The 16152-nt window shown below is 70.5% G+C and carries 15 protein-coding genes; 4 read left to right on the top strand and 11 right to left on the bottom strand.

Going from position 1 to position 16152, the window contains the following annotated elements; all coding sequences use genetic code 11:
* Positions 1-43: 43 nt before the first annotated feature.
* The 6 genes from OCEPR_RS03040 to OCEPR_RS03015 form a co-directional block, all read right to left on the bottom strand.
* Entirely contained in the window at positions 44-2179 is a 2136-nt protein-coding gene (locus OCEPR_RS03040; RefSeq protein WP_013457235.1) for an alpha-amylase family glycosyl hydrolase, read from the bottom strand.
* Entirely contained in the window at positions 2172-3914 is a 1743-nt protein-coding gene (locus tag OCEPR_RS03035) for a glycoside hydrolase family 13 protein (RefSeq protein ID WP_013457234.1), read from the bottom strand. Before OCEPR_RS03035 ends, OCEPR_RS03040 begins: the two co-directional genes overlap by 8 nt.
* On the bottom strand, positions 3911-5194 hold the full coding sequence (locus OCEPR_RS03030; protein WP_425357642.1) for a sugar ABC transporter permease: 1284 nt from the start codon (positions 5192-5194) through the stop codon (positions 3911-3913). The genes OCEPR_RS03035 and OCEPR_RS03030 overlap by 4 nt, the downstream gene beginning before the upstream one ends.
* A gap of 227 nt (positions 5195-5421) precedes the next feature.
* Positions 5422-6720: an ABC transporter permease subunit gene (locus OCEPR_RS03025; protein WP_013457232.1), complete on the bottom strand. Its 1299-nt coding sequence runs from the start codon at positions 6718-6720 to the stop codon at positions 5422-5424.
* Between the two features lie 108 nt (positions 6721-6828).
* A complete protein-coding gene (locus tag OCEPR_RS03020) occupies positions 6829-8025 on the bottom strand; it encodes a sugar ABC transporter substrate-binding protein (RefSeq protein ID WP_013457231.1) in 1197 nt (398 codons plus the stop codon).
* 129 nt (positions 8026-8154) lie between these two features.
* Positions 8155-9762, bottom strand: a complete 1608-nt coding sequence (locus tag OCEPR_RS03015; protein ID WP_013457230.1) for an acyl-CoA dehydrogenase family protein — start codon at positions 9760-9762, stop codon at positions 8155-8157.
* 59 nt (positions 9763-9821) lie between these two features.
* On the opposite strand from OCEPR_RS03015, the gene OCEPR_RS03010 reads away from it, so the two are divergent.
* Positions 9822-10136, top strand: coding sequence for an FUN14 domain-containing protein (locus OCEPR_RS03010; RefSeq protein WP_013457229.1), 315 nt, complete (start codon positions 9822-9824; stop codon positions 10134-10136).
* Here the strand turns inward: OCEPR_RS03010 and cysK are convergent.
* Positions 10133-11044: a cysteine synthase A gene (gene cysK, locus OCEPR_RS03005; protein WP_013457228.1), complete on the bottom strand. Its 912-nt coding sequence runs from the start codon at positions 11042-11044 to the stop codon at positions 10133-10135. The genes OCEPR_RS03010 and cysK overlap by 4 nt on opposite strands.
* Positions 11045-11152: 108 nt before the next feature.
* On the opposite strand from cysK, the gene OCEPR_RS03000 reads away from it, so the two are divergent.
* Positions 11153-11623, top strand: a complete 471-nt coding sequence (locus tag OCEPR_RS03000) for an FKBP-type peptidyl-prolyl cis-trans isomerase (RefSeq protein ID WP_013457227.1) — start codon at positions 11153-11155, stop codon at positions 11621-11623.
* Between the two features lie 58 nt (positions 11624-11681).
* Here the strand turns inward: OCEPR_RS03000 and OCEPR_RS02995 are convergent, their stop codons facing one another.
* Both OCEPR_RS02995 and OCEPR_RS02990 read right to left on the bottom strand, forming a co-directional pair.
* Entirely contained in the window at positions 11682-12146 is a 465-nt protein-coding gene (locus tag OCEPR_RS02995) for a cytochrome P460 family protein (protein WP_013457226.1), read from the bottom strand.
* A gap of 67 nt (positions 12147-12213) precedes the next feature.
* The gene (locus OCEPR_RS02990; protein ID WP_013457225.1) at positions 12214-12678 is read right to left on the bottom strand and encodes a cytochrome P460 family protein; all 465 of its coding nucleotides are present in this window, start codon (positions 12676-12678) and stop codon (positions 12214-12216) included.
* 73 nt (positions 12679-12751) lie between these two features.
* Between OCEPR_RS02990 and OCEPR_RS02985 the strand changes: the two genes are divergently transcribed.
* Together OCEPR_RS02985 and OCEPR_RS02980 are read left to right on the top strand one after the other, a co-directional pair.
* Positions 12752-13621 (top strand): DUF1028 domain-containing protein, encoded by an 870-nt coding sequence (locus tag OCEPR_RS02985; protein WP_013457224.1) that lies wholly within the window; start codon positions 12752-12754, stop codon positions 13619-13621.
* Entirely contained in the window at positions 13608-13997 is a 390-nt protein-coding gene (locus tag OCEPR_RS02980; RefSeq protein WP_013457223.1) for an NUDIX hydrolase, read from the top strand. Before OCEPR_RS02985 ends, OCEPR_RS02980 begins: the two co-directional genes overlap by 14 nt.
* 281 nt (positions 13998-14278) lie before the next feature.
* Here the strand turns inward: OCEPR_RS02980 and OCEPR_RS02975 are convergent, their stop codons facing one another.
* Both OCEPR_RS02975 and OCEPR_RS02970 read right to left on the bottom strand, forming a co-directional pair.
* Complete coding sequence (locus OCEPR_RS02975; protein WP_013457222.1) at positions 14279-14617, bottom strand: NifB/NifX family molybdenum-iron cluster-binding protein; 339 nt, start codon at positions 14615-14617, stop codon at positions 14279-14281.
* Between the two features lie 45 nt (positions 14618-14662).
* Positions 14663-16129, bottom strand: coding sequence for a sulfite oxidase (locus tag OCEPR_RS02970; protein WP_013457221.1), 1467 nt, complete (start codon positions 16127-16129; stop codon positions 14663-14665).
* Positions 16130-16152 lie beyond the last annotated feature (23 nt).

Raw genomic sequence — 16152 nt, 5'->3', positions numbered from 1 at the left:
AGGGGGCGGCTCGTGGCCGCCCCCTCGCTGCGTTCGGTCCGCGTCAGGGGCGGTGGCGCAGGTAGCGCCACCCCAGCGGCTCGAGCGGCACCTGTTTGCGGTAGGTCCGCCGGGTCTGCACGTCCTGCCAGGCGCCCGGGGGCAGCGGCGCGGTCTGGGGCTCCGTGGAGTTGTTGAAAAGCGCCAGCACCTCTCCGGGGCCGGGCTCGCCGCGGTAGAAACCGAGAAGCGGCCCCTCGCCCAGGTAGGCGCGCCAGACGGCGGTATCGAAGGCGGGCAGGCTTTCCTTCAACGTCGCCAGCCCGCGGTAGAAGGCCTGCATCTCGGCGTCGCAGCGCTCCCACTGCAGGGGGTAGCGCTGCTTGTCGTAGGGGTCCTTCTCGCCCACGAAGGCGCACTCGTCGCCCTGGAAGTGCACCGGCACGCCGGGCAGCGTGTAGAGGATCGCCGTCGCCAGACGCTGCCGCGCCAACCCCTCGGGCGAGGGCTGCTGGCCGAACTTTCCTCCGCCCAGGTCGGTGAGCAGGCGGCTGGTGTCGTGCGAGTCGATGAGGTTGAAGCCCATGTCGGTCGCCGCCTCCGGCAGCACCGCGTAGACCTGGCTCATCTCCCGCAGCGCGCGCTTGCCGTTGGCGAACGCCGCCGGCTTGCCCTTGGCGTACTTGAGGATCGCGCCGCGGCCCAGGGCGTAGTTCATCAGGCTGTCGAACTCGTCCCCCTCGAGCCAGCTGGCGTCGGCCTGCCAGATCTCGGCCACCAGGTAGGCCTCGGGGTTGACCTTCTTGAGCTCGCGCCGCATCTCGGCGAAGAAGCCGTGGGCGTCGATGAGGTCGCCCGGAACGTCCACCCGAACGCCGTCGAAGCCGAAGCGGATCCAGTACTTCGCCACCTCGAGCAGGTACCGCCGCACCGCGGGGTTGCCGGTGTTCAGTTTGGGCAGGCTGCCGATGTTCCACCAGGCCTCGTAGGCGCTGGCGTCGCCCGGCTCGAAGGGCCACTTCTTGATGAAGTACCAGTTCCAGTAGGGCGAGTTGGGGCCGCGCCTCACCACGTCGCGGAAGGCCCAGAAACCCAGCCCGGTGTGATTGGGCACGAAGTCGAAGAGCACCTTGATGCCGCGGGCGTGGGCCCCGTCGAGGAGGACCCGCAGCACGGCCTTGTCGCCGAACTTGGGCGAGACCTTGAGGTAGTCGTGGGTGTCGTAGCCATGGGCCGATCCCGAGTCGAAGACGGGGTTCAGGTAGACGAGCCCCACCCCCTGACGGGCCAGGTAGTCGAGCTTTTGGATCACGCCGGTAAGGTCGCCGCCGAAGTACTGGTGGCAGCAGAGCTGCGGCGTGACCGGTCCGTTCCAGGGCGAGAGGAAGGGCTTGTTCTCGGGGTCGAGCCGCCGCCACCGGGCGTTGAAGATGTACTCGTCGCTGGCCAGCGCCAGCTCATCGTTGCCCGGCTCGCCGTTCCTGAAACGCTCCGGGAAGATCTGGTAGCCCACCCGCTCGCCCACCCAGTCGAGGCCGCGGAAGGCCTGCCCGCCGTAGGTAAAGGGGCCGAAGGTGGCCTCGCGCCCGTCCGTTTGGACCACGTGGATGCGGTAGCTCGTAGGCGCGTCGGGCAGGCTGACGCGCCAGAACGCCCGCCCCCGTGCCTCGAGCTGCGGGTACATCTCGTAGCGCGCGTCCCCGGCGATCAGCTCCGCGCTCGCTACGCTGCCCGCCCCGGCCGAAAAACGCACGGCCAGCCGGCCGTCGGCCACCGAGAGGTAGCGCGCCTGGGCGGGGTCGTGCTCGAAGGCGAGCTCCACCGGTCCGCTGGCCTTCTTGACGACCGGAGCTTCCACGATGCGCACCGCGTTCTGGCCGCCGAAACCGTCGTCGGTGCAGCCGTCGGCGGTCGGGTCGACCATGGGACGGCCGAAGGTGGGGTCGTCGCACATGTCCTTCGGCCACTGGCCGTTGATGAAGAACTTGTAGGTGTATTCGCCCGGGTCGAGGTCGAGGGTCACCGCCCAGGAACCGTCGGGCTGGGGCTGCATCGGCGTTTCGCCCCAGTTGTTGAAGCTGCCGCGCAGGCTGACCGAGTCCACCGCCAGCCCCGGCGGCGGCGTGTACTTGAAGGTCACCTTGACGGCCAGGGCCAGACCCAGAACCAGCACCAGCAAGAACGTGATGAGTTTACGCATCCCCTCCTCCTTCCAGCGGCTCGAGCACCAGCATGCCCCGCCACTCCAACTCGCCTTCCACTTCCCGTTCCGCAACGAGCTCGCGCGCCCGCGGCAGGCGCCAGCGCACCGGCTCGGGCGCGGCCAGCACCCACAGCTCGCGCCCGCGGTAGCGCCGCCGGTAGGCCAGCGCCCCCTCGGGCCCCGCGAGCGGCAAGAGCCCCCCGCGGCGCAGCTCCACGCGCTCCCGGCGCAGCCGCACCAGCCGCCGCACCCAGCCGCGCACGTCCTCGTTCCAGCGCTCCGGCTCCCAGGGGAAGGTACCGCGGTTCAGCGGGTCGCCGCGCCATTCGTCGTACGGGTTGGCCTGGTCGAGGCCGATCTCGTCGCCGTAGTAGATGCCGGGCGCGCCGGGGAACGTCAGCAGCACCCCGAAGAGCAGCTTCAGCTTCTCCACGTCGCCCCGCAACCGCCACAACGGCCGGGGCACGTCGTGGGAGCCGATCAGGGTGTACATCGCCTGGCGCACCCCCAGCGGCAGGGCGGCGTAGTGGTCCCACAGCGCCCGCCAGACCTCGGCCGCGCCGGTGCGCACCGGATGGCCGTACCAGTCGCGCCCGCCCAGCCACTCGAGCAGCGGATTGGCGAAGCCGGCGTAGTGCATCGCCCCGTCGAGGGTGTGCGCGCGCAAGTAGGGTACGGTGTCGAAGGCCAGCTCGCCGAAGACGTAGGCCCCGGGGTCCTCGGCCCGGGCCGCCTCCTTGATGGCCCGCAGCACCCGGGCGTTGCCCCGGTCGGTGGCCCCCTCGCCGATCTGCTGGGCCACGTCGAGCCGCCAGCCGTCGGCGCCGGCGCGGATCCAGTAGCGCACCACCGCGTCGGGTCCGGTGACGAAGTAGCGCCAGACCAGCTCGCTGGCGTAGTTCAGCTTGGGCAGCGTCGGCACCCCGAAGAAGGCGGCGTAGTGGCCGCCCGGAAGGAAGGTGAAGGCCTCGCGCCAGGGCGAGTGGGGGCTCTCTAGCGCCTCCTGGAAGCCGAAGAAGCGGTCGCCGGTGTGGTTGAAGACGCCGTCGAGCACCAGCTTCATGCCGCGCCGGTGCAGGCCTTCGACGAGGGCGTCGAAGGCCGCCCGGCCGCCCAGGTGGGGGTCGATCTGGTGGTAGTCCTCGGTGTCGTAGCGGTGGCTCGAAGGGCTCTTGAAGATGGGCGTCAGGTAAAGGCCACCGACGCCCAGATCGTCCAGGTAGTCGAGCGCCTCGACCACGCCCCAGAGGTCGCCGCCGTAGAACTCGCGCGCGCCCTGCGCCGGATCGGGCGGCGCGCCCCAGGGTTTGGCCACGATCGGCTTGCCCTGGTACTTCCACTCGCCCGAACGCGGGCTTAGCTCGGGCCGGCCGTTTCGGAACCGGTCGGGAAAGATCTGGTAGAAGACCCGCCCCGCGGCCCAGTCGGGCACGCCCGGGGCGGTAAGCAGGTGGAAGAAGCGGTCGTAGCGCGGCAGCGCGCCCTCGTCGCCGTGGCTGCCGAAGAAGCGGCCCTCCAGGAAGAAGGCGTAGCGCAGCACCGGCTCCACCACCGGCACCCGCGCCTCCAGCCCGCCGGCGACCGGGGTCAGCTCGAGCCGCACCAGCTCGCCGTGGTGCAGGTAGACGAGCTGCCCGCGGCGGGCCGCGGTGCGCACGCGAAGGCGCACCTCGCCCCCCAGCTCGGGCACCAGGGGGTCGATGCAGTCGGGGTCGTGGTCGTGGTAGTTCATTCCTTGACCGCGCCGGCGGTGTAACCGGAGACAAAGTACTGCTGGAAGCCGTAAAAGATGAGCAGGATGGGCAGCGAGCCGAGCACGCTGGCGGCGGCGAACAGCCCCCACTTGGTCGAGAACTGGCCGGTGGTGAAGCTGTAGAGCCCCAGGCCCACCGTCCACTTGTCCACGCCGGTGAGCACCAGGTTGGCCATAATGAACTCGGAGTAGGTGCCCACGAACTGGAGCAGGAAGATGAAGACGAACATCGGCGCCGAAAGCGGCAGCACGATGCGGGTGAAGGCCTGCCAGCGGGTGGCGCCGTCGATGTAGGCCGCCTCCTCCAGGCTGCGCCCCAGGCTTTCGACGTAGCCCTTGTAGACCCAGCTTCCAAAGCTGATGATCCCGCCCGAATAGGCGAGCAAGAGGCCGGTGAAGGTGTTCAGCAGGTCGAGCCAGCTGAGCAGGTAGTAGATGGCCACCAGCGCCAGGAAGCCGGGGAACATCTGGATGAAGATGAAGGTGAGCAGCGTCGGGTAGCGCCCCGGGAAGTCGAAGCGGGCAAAGGCGTAACCGGCCGTGGCCGTCAGGGCGATGGCCAGAAGGCCGCTCGAGCCCGAGACCAGCAGGGTGTTGCGCACCCAGAGCAGGAACTTGCTCTCGGTGCCGGTGCCGGTGAACTGGTCGGGGCTGAGGAAGACGACGAGCACGAAGAGCGCCGCCGCGAAGCCGAAGAGTGCGCGGCCGTGCCACACTTTGAGCGCCTCGCCGCCGCGCCGCCGGGCCGCCGCGGCGAGCCCCAGCGCCGCCAGCAAGAGGGCCAGCGCGAGCGCCAGCACCCCCCACTGCCAGGGGTAGATCACCACCCCGTCGACCAGCTTGGCGTAGTTCGCCCAGCTGACCTGATCGAGTGCCGGCAGCACCTTGGCCCGCACCAAGAGCCAGCTGCTCTCCACCTTGCGGAAGCTGAAGAGGTTGTTGCGGGGGTCGAGCGAGGCGCTGACCACCTGCATCACCGGATAGTAGACGAGGACGACCAGGGTCCAGAGGAAGAGGTGGGTGAGCGCCTGACCGAAGAGCGGCCCGACCGGCCGCCGCCGGCCGGTGAGGTAGTTGCCCACTTTGATGACGGCCCAGCTGTAGACGAAGAGGAAGACGACCGCCGCGGCGTAACCCGCCAGCACGTAGCGCCAGCCGCCGGGGACGAAGACCGCCCCAAAGGCGGGTTTGGGCTGCACCCGCCCGGCCAGCTCGATGCCGAGACCCCAGGTGTAGGCTCCCAGCTCGGCGAGGCCCAGGGTCCAGAGCACGAGCTGCAGGCCGCCCGGCCGTCCGATCCAGCTCCGGACCCCCAGGCCCAGAACCAGCACCGCGAGGGCGAAGCCCAGGGCCAGCCCCCAGTCGCCGCGCTCGAAGCCGTAGATCAGGAAGCTGTCGGGGCGCAGGCCGCGGGCCGCGAAGAACGCCCACTGCGCCGCCAGGTAGGCGAGCAGCAGGCCCGCGAAGGCCCCCCAGGCGCGCCGGCTCACCGCCGTCCCTCCTCACGCAGGGCGCCGCTCACGCGGAAGTTGACCAGGCTGATGCCCACGGTAAGCACGAAGATGACCAGGCTGATCGCCGCCCCCAGGCCGTAGGCCGACTGCCCCTCGGAGCGAAAGGCCGTCTTGTAGGCCCAGGAGATGAGGATGTCCGTCGCCTGGGCGGTGGAGAGCTGCCCCTCGGTGGCGGGCCCGCCGCCGGTGAGCAGGTAGATGACGTTGAAGTTGTTGAAGTTGAAGGCGAAGGAAGCCAGCAGGATGGGGACGAAGGCGGTCTTGAGGAGCGGCAGGGTGATGTACTGGAAAGCGTCGAGCGCGTTGGCCCCGTCGACCTTGGCCGCCTCGTAGAGCTCGTCGGGGATCGTCGAAAGCGCCCCCAGCGTGGCCGTCATCATGTAGGGGAAGCCCAGCCAGAGGTTGACGAGCAGCACCGAGACCTTGGCCCAGAGCGGGTCGAGCAGCCAGGGGATCGGGTAGACGCCCAAGAGCCCCAGGAGCCGGTTGATGGCGCCGAACTGTTTGTTGAGCAGCGCCACCCACATCTGGATGGTGATCACGCCCGGAAGCGCCCAGGAAATGATGAGCAGCGTCCGGTAGAGGTTGCGCAGTTTGAGGTCCTTGTTGTTCAGCAGCACGCCCAGCAGCAGGCCCACCAGCGCGGTCGAGAGCACCGTGAACGCGGCGAAGACCACGTTCCAGACGAAGACCGGCCAGAGCGCCTTCGAGGCGTTCTTGAAGATGAAAACGAAGTTCTTGAAACCGATGAAGTGGTAGGCGTTGACCCGGTAGGCGTAGCGGGGGGCGAACGCCGGCGTACGGTCGAGGGTGAGGGTGGAGCCCGCCTCGGCGATCACCCGGAAGCGCGCCCGGTGGCCATCGCCCACGAGCTCGAGCCGTTCGTCCACGCAGCTCTCGCCGCAGCCGAGCGCCCGGAGCGGGTCGGCGGCGAGGGTGATGCGGGCCCCCTCCACCTGGGCGACCGCCGTCTCGGTCGCGCGGTCGGGAAAACCGTTCCGGGCCCCCGAGTAGTCGGTGAAGGCCAGGTAGACGGTCAGCACGATCGGGTAGACGGTGAAGACGAGCAGGAAGACGATCGCCGGCAGCAGGTAGTACCAGTCGGTGAGGAAGGGGAAGGTGCGGCCCAGGAGGAAGAGGACGGGAAGAAAAAAGGCCACCGAGGTGACCAGGATCCACCAGTTGGGCACGCCTTCGGGCCGGCCTGCTGCCATGGCGGCGGACTCGAGCGCGAAGAAGGTCGCCGCGCCCGCGGCGAAGGCGATCACCATCGCACCCCCCAAGAGGGCGACGGCGATCAAGAAACCACGAAGTCCCGGAGGATGACGGTACAAGGAAGACCCCAGAGGGGGCGGCCCGGAGGCCGCCCCCGCGTTCGCTTACTCGCCCTTGATGGCCTTGGTGATCTCGGCGACCATGTCGTCGATGATCTTCTTCACGTCCGAATCGGGCTTCTGGGTGATGAGCGCGAGCGCGTTCCCCCAGGGGCCCCAGACCTTGCCCATCGCCGGGATGTTGGGCATGGGGTCGCCCATGGCGATGGTGGTCGAGAAGCCCTTGACCACGGGATCGTCCTTAAGCTGCTCGAGGGCGCCGAGCGAGACCGGAATGCGGCCGCCGGCCTTGTTGAAGGCCACCTGGTTGGCGGGGTTGACGAGCGCCTTGGCGAAGTTCACCGCGGCGATCTTGTTCTTCGAGTAGGCGTTCACGACCACGCCCTGCACGCCCACGAAGGGACCCCAGGCGTCGCCGCCGGGAGGCGCGGGCAGCGGCGCGATGCCGAAGTTGAGCCCGGCCTTCTTGTAGTCGCCCAGCGCCCAGGGGCCGTTGAGGATCATGGCCAGCACGCCGTCCTTGAAGGCGCCGTCGGCCACGCCGTAGTCCACGCCCTCGGGGATCAGCTCGTACTTGTAGCGCAGGTCCTTGATGAACTGGCCCGCCTTGTAGCCCGGCTCGCCGCCGAGGCCCAGGTCGCCCGGGTTGAGGCTGCCGTCGGGATTCTTACCGAAGACGTAGGCCCCGTAGGCCTTGAACCAACCGTAGTTGAAGTAGGGGTTGCCGAGGTCGTAGAGGAAGCCGAAGGTGTCGCCGGTGGTGTACTTCTTCGCGAGGGCCAGGAACTCGTCCCAGGTCGCCGGCGGGGTCTGGACCAGGTCCTTGTTGTAGATCAGGGCCACCGACTCGGCGTTCATCGGCAGGCCGAAGAGCTTGCCGCCGTAGCTGAAGGCGTCCACGGCCACCGGCATCAGCCCCGAGAGGTAGTCCTGGGTGGCGTACTTGCCCACGGGCTCGAGCACCCCGGCCGCCGCCATCTCGCCCACCCAGTCGTGGGGCACGGTGACCACCAGGTCGGCCGCCTCGCCCTGGGGGGCGCCCAGGATGAACTTCTGCTTGATGTCGCCGAAGGGCACCTCGACGACCTGGACCTTGACGCCGGTCGCCTTCTCGTAGCGCTGAGCCTGATCCTTCAGGAACTCGAGCTCGGGCCCACCGAAGTGCGTCCAGACGGTGATCTGTCCCGCAGCCATGGCCATGCCCATCAGCAGCACCAGGGCTGCCATCCAGAGTTTCTTCATACGACCACCTCCTTACGCTCCACCTTGCGATGGTAGCGCTACCACTCAGCGCGAACGGGGGACGTTCAAGCTTCGTTTCCACCGTTTCCCGCGCCTGGTTCTATCTTACCGGTTTGAACCGAGTCCACGTCAAGACGGCCCCCTCCCCGGCAGGAAAACCTCGGTGCGGTGCGCCGCCGCGGCCGGGAAGGGTTCGCCGCGCAGGAAGCGGTCCGCGTAGAGCTCCGCGAGCTCGCGGTAGCGGCCTCCGGGCCCGTCCGCGAGCCCGTACAGGGCGGCCACCGCCGCCGCGTCGGCAAGCCGGGCGAGCGCCGTCTTGGCCGTCCAGACGGCCGCTTCGGGCTCCGCCGCGGCCAGCTCGGCGAGGGTGCGGCGGGCCGCGGCCAGCGCGGCCTCCGCGCCGGGCTCGCTTCGCCGGGCCAGCCGCTCCTCGAGCCAGGCGAGGAAGGGTTCGTGGGCCCGTTTCTTTTGCATGGCCTCGAGCAGGTCGAGGGCCTGGACGTTGCTCGGCCCCTCCCAGATCGGGGTGATCAGCGCCTCGCGGTGCCAGCGCGCCACCGCGTACTCCTCTAAAAAGCCCAACCCCCCGAAGAGCTCCATCGCCAGCCGGGTGATCGCGGCGGCGTGGTCGGCGGTGCGGTTCTTGGCCAGGTGCGAGAGGAAGCGGGCGAAGTGGTAGCGCTCGGTGTAGGGCGGGCGGTCGGCCCAGGCGCGGTCGAAGGCGTCGACGGCGGCGAAGGCGAGGGCCAGCCCGCCGGCCTGACGCACCGCCAGCTCGAGCAGGTCGTGCCGCACCAGCGGCCACGCCGCCAGCGGCCGTCCGAAGGCCTCGCGCCGCTGCACCCGTTCGCGCACCTCCAAAATCGCCTTGCCCGCGATCCCCATCGCGGCGACGGCGTTGGCCAGCCGCGAAACCGTCAGGGTCTCGAGGGTGTAGTAGATGCCCTCCTCGGCACGGCCGATCAGGTAGGCCTCGCTGCCCTCGAGCTCGACCTCGCCCGAGGGCACCGCACGGGTGCCGCTCTTGACCTTGAGCCGGCGCACCGTGAAGTTGAGGGTCCCGTCCGCGCGCAGCCGCGGCACCAGGAAGAGCGCCAGCCCCTTGGGCCCCGCGGGCGCCCCCTCGGGCCGGGCCGTGGCCACGGCCACGTCGGCCAGGCCCGCGCCCGAGGCGAAGTACTTGTCGCCGGCGAACAGCCGCCAAACCCCGCCTTCGCGCCGGGCGACGGTGCGGTTCGCCCCCAGGTCGCTGCCGCCCTGGATCTCGGTCATCCAGGTGGCGCCCCAGGCGTCCCCGTAGAGGACGCGCTCCTTCCAGGCGCCCAGGTCGGGGGCGTACTTGTGCAGGGGGTAGGCCACCTGGTGGGTGATCGTGAGGATGCAGTAGAGGCCGGGGTCGGCGAGCAGGTAGCCGAGGGCGAAGTGGTGGTGCCAGCTGCCCCCTTCGTAGGGCGGGCGCACGATCGGGCGCAGGCGCTCGAGCACCTGCCGCTGCACCGGGGCCAGCCGCACCCGGTCGACGCGCCGGCCGTCGAGGTCGTGCATCACCAGCACCGGCTCCGCCCCCTGGTCCACGTGGTAGGCCGCCTCGTAGACCTCGCGCCCCATGAACGCGCCCCAGTCGGCGAGCTCCGCCTCGCGGTCCCGGGCTTCGGGCCAGAAATGCGCCAGCACCGCGCGCAGGTCGGGGTCTTCGAGGTAGTGGTTCTTGCCGTAGGCGTACGAGAGGTGTTCCATGCGCCTCCTCCGAGCATGCTTGGTTCCTTCTCAGTTTACGGCCGCGGTATGATGCGCACGTGGAAGCCCTGCAGCCCTACATCGGCCAGATCACCTTCGGCGGTCTCGCCGGCTTCGTGGCCGGCTACGCCCTCAAGAAGGTGGGCAAGCTGACCGCGCTGGTGCTCGGCCTCTTCTTCATCGGCCTGCAGGTGATGGCCTACTACGGCTTCGTGGAGATCGACTGGACCCGCATCCAGGCGAGCGTGGATCCCCTCCTGGGGCAGGAGCAGCTGCGTTCGGCCTGGCAGCGGCTGCTCGACGTGCTCACCTACAACGCCCCCTTCGCCGGGGGTTTCGCCGCCGGGATGGTCTGGGGGCTGCGGCGCGGTTAGGCGTCCGCGTACGGGGCGACGTTCAGGTACTTGAGGCCCGAGTCGGCCGAGAGCGTGACCACGCGCTTGTCGGGGCCCAGACGCTGGGCGAGCCGCAACGCGGCCCAGAGGTTGGCCATGGAGCTGAGGCCGAGGAGCAGTCCCTCCTCGCGCCAAAGCCGCCGGCCCAGCTCGAAGGCGGGGTCCCGCGGCACCGGCCAGACCTCGTCGACGAGGCTCAGGTCCAGGTTCTCGGGAACGAACCCCGGCCCCATCCCCTGAAAGGCGTGCCCCTCGAGCGGCCCGCCGGCGATCGCCTGATGGGTGGCGGGCTCGAGCGCCACCACGAGCAGATCGGGGTTCTTGGCCTTCAGGTAGCGGGCGCAGCCGGAGATCGTGCCCCCGGTGCCCGTCCCCCAGACGAGCGCGTCCACCCGTCCCTGCGTCTGACGCCAGATCTCGGGCCCGGTGCCGCGTTCGTGGGCGCGGGGGTTGTCGGGGTTGGCGAACTGGTCGGCCCACCAGGCCCCGTTCTCCTCCGCGATCCGGCGCGCCCGCTCGCGGGCGCCGCGCATGCCCTCGGCCGAGGGCACGAACTCCAGCTCGGCGCCGTAGGCCCGCAGGATGGCCCGCCGCTCGGGCGAGAGGCCCTCGGTGGAGACGTTGAGGTAGCGGTAGCCGCGGGCGGCGGCGATCATGGCGAGGCCGATCCCGGTGTTCCCGGAGGTGGCCTCGACGATCCACTGGCCGCTTCCGGGCCGCAGTTCGCCGCGTTCCTCGGCGCCGCGGACCATCCCCCAGGCGGCGCGGTCCTTGATCGAGCCCCCGGGGTTCGCCCCCTCCAGCTTGACCCAGACCTCGGCCCCACCCTCGGTGAGCCGCCGCAACCGCACCATCGGTGTGTTCCCGATCGCGTGCTCGAGCTCCATGACCCTACCCTGGCAGATGTGGCCCTAGCAAAAGTAAGCGCATTTACGATTCCCTCACCGACCTCGGTTAGGCTGAGAAGACTTCGGTAAAACCGAAGGGAGGAACGCATGAACGCAAGCAAAGACAAAGTGGTCACGATCGCCTACACCCTCACCGTCGACGGCGAGACGGTGGACCAGGGCGAGCTGGCCTACATCCACGGACACCAGCAGATCATCCCCGGCCTCGAGAAGGAGATCGAGGGCCGCGCAGCAGGCGAGTCGTTCGAGGTGACCGTAGCCCCCGAGGAGGCCTACGGCGAACGCAACGAGGAAGGCGTGCAGGTCGTACCCCGCTCGGCCTTCCCCGACGACGCCAAGGTCGAGGTGGGCGAGCAGTTCTACGCCCAGGACGACCAGGGCAACCCTCTGCCCCTCACCGTCACCAAGGTCGAGGGCGAGGACGTCACCGTCGACTTCAACCACCCCCTCGCCGGCAAGACCCTGAACTTCGCGGTCGAGGTCAAGGAAGTGCGCGACGCCACCCCCGAAGAGCTGGCGCACGGCCACGTCCACGGTTCCGGCGGCCACCACCACTAAGCCCCCGCAACACCAAGACCCCCGGCCGCGGCCGGGGGTTTTCGCCTGGGACGAGGGGCTACTCGTTGCCGCTGAAGATCCAGTCCGTGGCCTTCTTCTGGGCGTGGCAACCGATGCAGCCGCCCACCTTGCCGCTCGCCTGGACGGCCCCGTCGGGCGCGTACTTGGCCCAGAACCAGTCGCCGCCCTCGGGGTTGAAGCCGGCGATCTTCTGCATCACCGTGACCGCCGCGAGCTCGCCGCCCGGCGTGTAGTTCTCTTTGACGATGATCGCGCCCTCGGGCAGCGGGAACGTCTTCGCCGAGAGTGCGTCGAAGGCGATGTCGTTGGTGAAGGTGCGCAGGATCGCGCCGTGGGGCGCGCCCCCGGGGTACTTGCCTGTGGGTTCGCCGGGGATGTAGTGCCAGCCCAGCGTGTACCCCTGGCTCTGCAGGAACTTCCAAAGCGCCTCGGCGGTGCCGCCCATCTGCGCCGCCGCGCCCAACGTCAATGCCGCTATGACCACCAGCCACCATCGTTTCATTGGATCCCTCCGCCTCTGAGCCTAGGGGGGACGGCCGGTCCGGGATGTATCGCAGGCGACACGGGCCTCATTCTTGACCGCTGAAGATCCAGTCCGAGGCCTTCTTCTGGGCGTGGCAGCCGACACAGAGCGCCGGCTTCCCCTCGAAGAGCACCCCGCCTTCGGGCGTGAAGTAGCCCCAGAACCAGTCGCCGCCCTCGGGGTTGTACCCCTTCACCTTGCGCATCACCGCCAGGTTGTAGAGCCGCCCCTGTGCGTCGTAGTTCTCCTTGACGATCACCGCCCCGTCGGGCAGCGGAAAGCGCTTCTGGGCGAGCGCCTCGAAGGCGACGTCGTTCGCGAAGATCTGCTGAATCGCGCCGTGAGGTGGGCCGCCCGCGTGCTTGCCCGCGGGCTCGCCGGGAACGTGCTGCCAGCGTTCGGCGAAGTTCTGGTCGAGAAGCCAGCTCCAGAGCTCCGCTGCCGTAGGGTTCGTCTGCGCCGCGGCCGCGAGCGCCAGGGCCGCGGCCAGCACCGTCGTCCATCGTTTCATGGTTCCCTCCCGGCCCCAGCCTAGCCGCCAACCCTCACGAAACCGTCACGGCGGCGCGGCGTAGAATGCGGGCATGCAACCGGTCAGCACCTTCTCCCTCGTCGCCCGCGACCCCGAGACCGGCGACCTCGGCGTCGCCGTCGCCAGCAAGTTCCTGGCCGTGGGCGCGGTCGTGCCTGCAGCCCGCGCCGGCGTCGGCGCCGTGGCCACCCAGTCCTACGCCAACACCAGCTACGGGCCCCGGGGCCTTGCGGTCCTCGAACTCGGGGGATCGCCCGAGGACGCCCACCGCATCTTCGCGGCAACCGATCCCGGCCACGCCCAGCGGCAGTACGGGATCGTCTCCGCCGGCGGCGCGGCCTTCACCTTCACCGGCGACGCCTGCCACCCCTGGGCGGGCGGGCGCGCGGGCGAGAACTACGCCGCGCAGGGCAACCTGCTCACCGGCCCTGAGGTGGTGGAGGCGCTGGAGGCGACCTTCCTCGAGCGCACCGACCTCCCCTTCCCCGAGCGGCTCACGGCCGCCCTGCTGGCCGCCGACCGCGCCGGCGGCGACCAGCGCGGGCGCCAGTCGGCGGCGCTGTTGGTGGTGGGCGAGGGCAAGGGCTACGGCGGCTTCAACGACCGCTGGATCGACCTGCGGGTCGACGACCACCCCGACCCGGTGCCCGAGCTGGAGCGGCTCCTGGGCATCCACCGGCTGCTCTTCAACCCCGCCCGCAACGCCCGGCCGCTCTCGGACGAGGAGATCCGCTGGATCCAGGCCGCCGCGGCCCGCCTGGAGCTCTACGCCGGACCCATTGACGGAACGTGGAGCGAGGCGGTCGAAGCGGCGCTCAAGGCCCTGCTGGGGCGCGAGAACCTGGAGGAGCGCTACACGGGCGGACCCCGGCTCGAAGAAGAGGTGTTCGCGGCCCTGCGCGAAGCTTATGGCGAAGCCTGAACCCGTCCCCGGGGCCGGCGGCCTCGTCTTCAACGCCGCGGGTGAGGTGCTGCTGATCCGCGACCGCATGGGGTTCTGGGTCTTCCCCAAAGGGCACGTGGAGGAGGGGGAGACGCTCGAGGCCGCGGCCGTGCGCGAGGTGCGCGAGGAGGCCGGCGTCGAGGCCCGGGTGGAGGCCGCTTTGGGGGTGACCCGGTACACCAACGACCGCGGCGTGGCGCGCGAGGTGCATTGGTTCCGGATGCGGGGCGAGGGCCCGGTGCGGCTCGAGCCGGGCCTCACCGGCGCCGGCTTCTTCGACCCCGAGGAGGCCGCGCTGCGGCTGGCCTTCGCCGAGGACGCGGCGCTCCTGCGCCGGGCGCTCGGGCGCGGCTAGGCGCCGCGTCCGAACGCTTCGTTCACCCCACCCCCGTCGCCGCGTTCGGCTTCCCCCGTCCCCCCAGCGAAAGTTGGGGCCAGGACCCGGCCGGGGGTCGGGGTTTGAGGCACGGGTCGAAGACGGGAAGTTGAAACCTCCCCCTTTGGGGAGGTCTGGCTGGGGGTTTTGGCCCTGCAAGAGCCGCCGGAGGTCCGGGGTCGTTCGCTGCTCGGCCACCCCCTGCCACGCGCCGCCGCGAACCGCCCCTTCCGAGGGGGACGCCGAATGGAAGGTTGCCGCTAGGCGTCCTGCTCGAGCAGCGCCAGCACCTCGCGCACGCTCAACCCCCGGGGCACCTCGCGCCGGTGCGCCGGCGGCTCGTGTCCGGGCCCGTGGTGGTGCCCGTGGCCGGGTCCGTGGCCGAACTGGGCCCCCACCCAGAGGTCGCAGTCGGCGAGAAGTTGCTTCATCAGGCGGGGCTTGCCCCCGCCTTCGAGGGCCTTGTAGGGGTTGTCGCGCAGTTCGATGCGCTGCCAGGCCCCGTCCTTGCGGTCGTAGATCGCAAAGAAAGGCGCATGGCCGTAGGGGCCGGGGAAGGTGTCGGTGGCGTTGGGCAGAACGGCGATCGCAATGCGCATGGTTTCACCTCCCCGGCAGTATAGAACGGGGAGGTGAGCCGCGCCTCAGACCACGCGCACCTTACGCCGGTGGTAACCCGTCGCGCCGTCGGGGAGCGGCGGCCTCGGGGTCGGGTCCTGGGTGCGCCCCTCGCCGTCGACGGCCCGCACGGTTACCGCGTACGTCCCCGGTTCGGCCTTCCAGAGGTAGCGCCAAAGCGTCCAGGTGATGCGGCTGGAACCGGGTTTCAATTCCGCAGCTTGCCAGCTGCGGCCGTCGTCGAAGGAGACCTCCACGGCGCGGACGCCCCGCCGCCCCGCGAAGGCGACGCCGCCGATGGCCACCCGGCCGTCTCCGGTGGGCGTGGCCACGCCGGTGTCGATGCGGCTCATCGTGCGCACCACCGCGCGGTCGCTCCAGCCGCGCTTCTGCCAGTAGCCCCGGTAGTCCTCGCCGGCGAGCTCGATGCGGGTGAGCCACTTGACGTTCTTCATGCCGTAGATGCCCGGCACCAGCAGCCGCGCGGGGAAGCCGTGGTCGGGCGTGAGCGGTTCGCCGTTTTGCAGGTAGGCGAGGATCGTCTCCTCGTAGAGCGCGGCGTCGAGCGGGAAGGAGTCGCTGTAGTTGTCGGCGGCGCGCAGCACCAGCTCGGTGGCCTCGGGGCGCACCCCGGCGCGCTCGAGCAGGTCGCGCAGGCGCACCCCGGTCCAGACGCTGTTGCCCACGAGCCTGCCCCCGACGGGGTTGGAGATGCAGATCAGGGTGCTGGGCCGCTCCACCGCCGGCAGGGCCTTCAGGTCCTCGAGGGTGAGCGTCAGCGGGGTCTCGACGAGCCCCCCGATCTCGAAGCGCCAGCGGTCCGCGCGCAGACGCGGGTTCACGACGTTCTTGGAAACCTGGTAGTGGTCCTCGGTCGGGGTGATCTCGGGGGAAAGCCCGCGGATCCGCCCCCAGAGGTCGCCGGCGGCGCGCGCCAGCCGCAGGGGCCCGGCGGCGGCCGCGGCCAGCAGCGCCAGCCCCTTTAGGCTCCGGCGGCGGCCCGCGTCGGTGGCCGGCCGGGGCGCCGCACCCCCGAGCAGCAGGGCGAAGAGCGCGGCAAGCCCCGCCGCGGCGAGCAGCGCGGGCCCCGGCGGGTAGGCGTAGTTGTCGGGCGCGAGGCCGAAGAAGCCCGCGCCGGCCAGGGGCAGCAGCACCCCGCCGGTGCCGGCGAGCGCCAGGCCCAGCGCCGCCGCCAGGCGCAGCGGCCACGGGCGCTGCGCGGCCCAGAGCGCGAACAGCGCGCCGACGCCGGCGACGATCAGGTAGCTGGCGGCGAGCAGGGCGTACTTGGCGTAGGCGTCCAGCCCCCAGGGCAGCGCGTGCACCAGGTTGAAGATCCAGGGCACGCCCAGGAGGTGGCCCAGCCAGGCGAAGAGCAGCTCGGGCGGGGCCGCCAGCCCGAGGCGGAACTGCAGGATCCCGGCGGCGAGCGTCGCCGCGGCCAGCGCCAGGTAGAAACGCGGCATGCGGAGGGGGTTCGGGGTTGCCTTCATGCGCCCAGCCTAGCGGCGAAGGG

The sequence above is a fragment of the Oceanithermus profundus DSM 14977 genome, from assembly GCF_000183745.1.
GTDB lineage: Bacteria > Deinococcota > Deinococci > Deinococcales > Marinithermaceae > Oceanithermus > Oceanithermus profundus.
Note: the sequence above shows the minus strand (reverse complement) of the source record. Positions and strands in the feature narration are given on the sequence as shown.

Bases quoted from the DNA above. Each gene is read 5' to 3' on its own strand.
- OCEPR_RS03040 (WP_013457235.1), bottom strand. From the start codon at position 2,179: ATGCGTAAACTCATCACGTTCTTGCTGGTGCTGGTTCTGGGTCTGGCC.
- OCEPR_RS03035 (WP_013457234.1), bottom strand. From the start codon at position 3,914: ATGAACTACCACGACCACGACCCCGACTGCATCGACCCCCTGGTGCCC.
- OCEPR_RS03025 (WP_013457232.1), bottom strand. From the start codon at position 6,720: ATGGTGATCGCCTTCGCCGCGGGCGCGGCGACCTTCTTCGCGCTCGAG.
- OCEPR_RS03020 (WP_013457231.1), bottom strand. From the start codon at position 8,025: ATGAAGAAACTCTGGATGGCAGCCCTGGTGCTGCTGATGGGCATGGCC.
- OCEPR_RS03015 (WP_013457230.1), bottom strand. From the start codon at position 9,762: ATGGAACACCTCTCGTACGCCTACGGCAAGAACCACTACCTCGAAGAC.
- cysK (WP_013457228.1), bottom strand. From the start codon at position 11,044: ATGGAGCTCGAGCACGCGATCGGGAACACACCGATGGTGCGGTTGCGG.
- OCEPR_RS03000 (WP_013457227.1), top strand. From the start codon at position 11,153: ATGAACGCAAGCAAAGACAAAGTGGTCACGATCGCCTACACCCTCACC.
- OCEPR_RS02995 (WP_013457226.1), bottom strand. From the start codon at position 12,146: ATGAAACGATGGTGGCTGGTGGTCATAGCGGCATTGACGTTGGGCGCG.
- OCEPR_RS02990 (WP_013457225.1), bottom strand. From the start codon at position 12,678: ATGAAACGATGGACGACGGTGCTGGCCGCGGCCCTGGCGCTCGCGGCC.
- OCEPR_RS02985 (WP_013457224.1), top strand. From the start codon at position 12,752: ATGCAACCGGTCAGCACCTTCTCCCTCGTCGCCCGCGACCCCGAGACC.
- OCEPR_RS02980 (WP_013457223.1), top strand. From the start codon at position 13,608: ATGGCGAAGCCTGAACCCGTCCCCGGGGCCGGCGGCCTCGTCTTCAAC.
- OCEPR_RS02975 (WP_013457222.1), bottom strand. From the start codon at position 14,617: ATGCGCATTGCGATCGCCGTTCTGCCCAACGCCACCGACACCTTCCCC.
- OCEPR_RS02970 (WP_013457221.1), bottom strand. From the start codon at position 16,129: ATGAAGGCAACCCCGAACCCCCTCCGCATGCCGCGTTTCTACCTGGCG.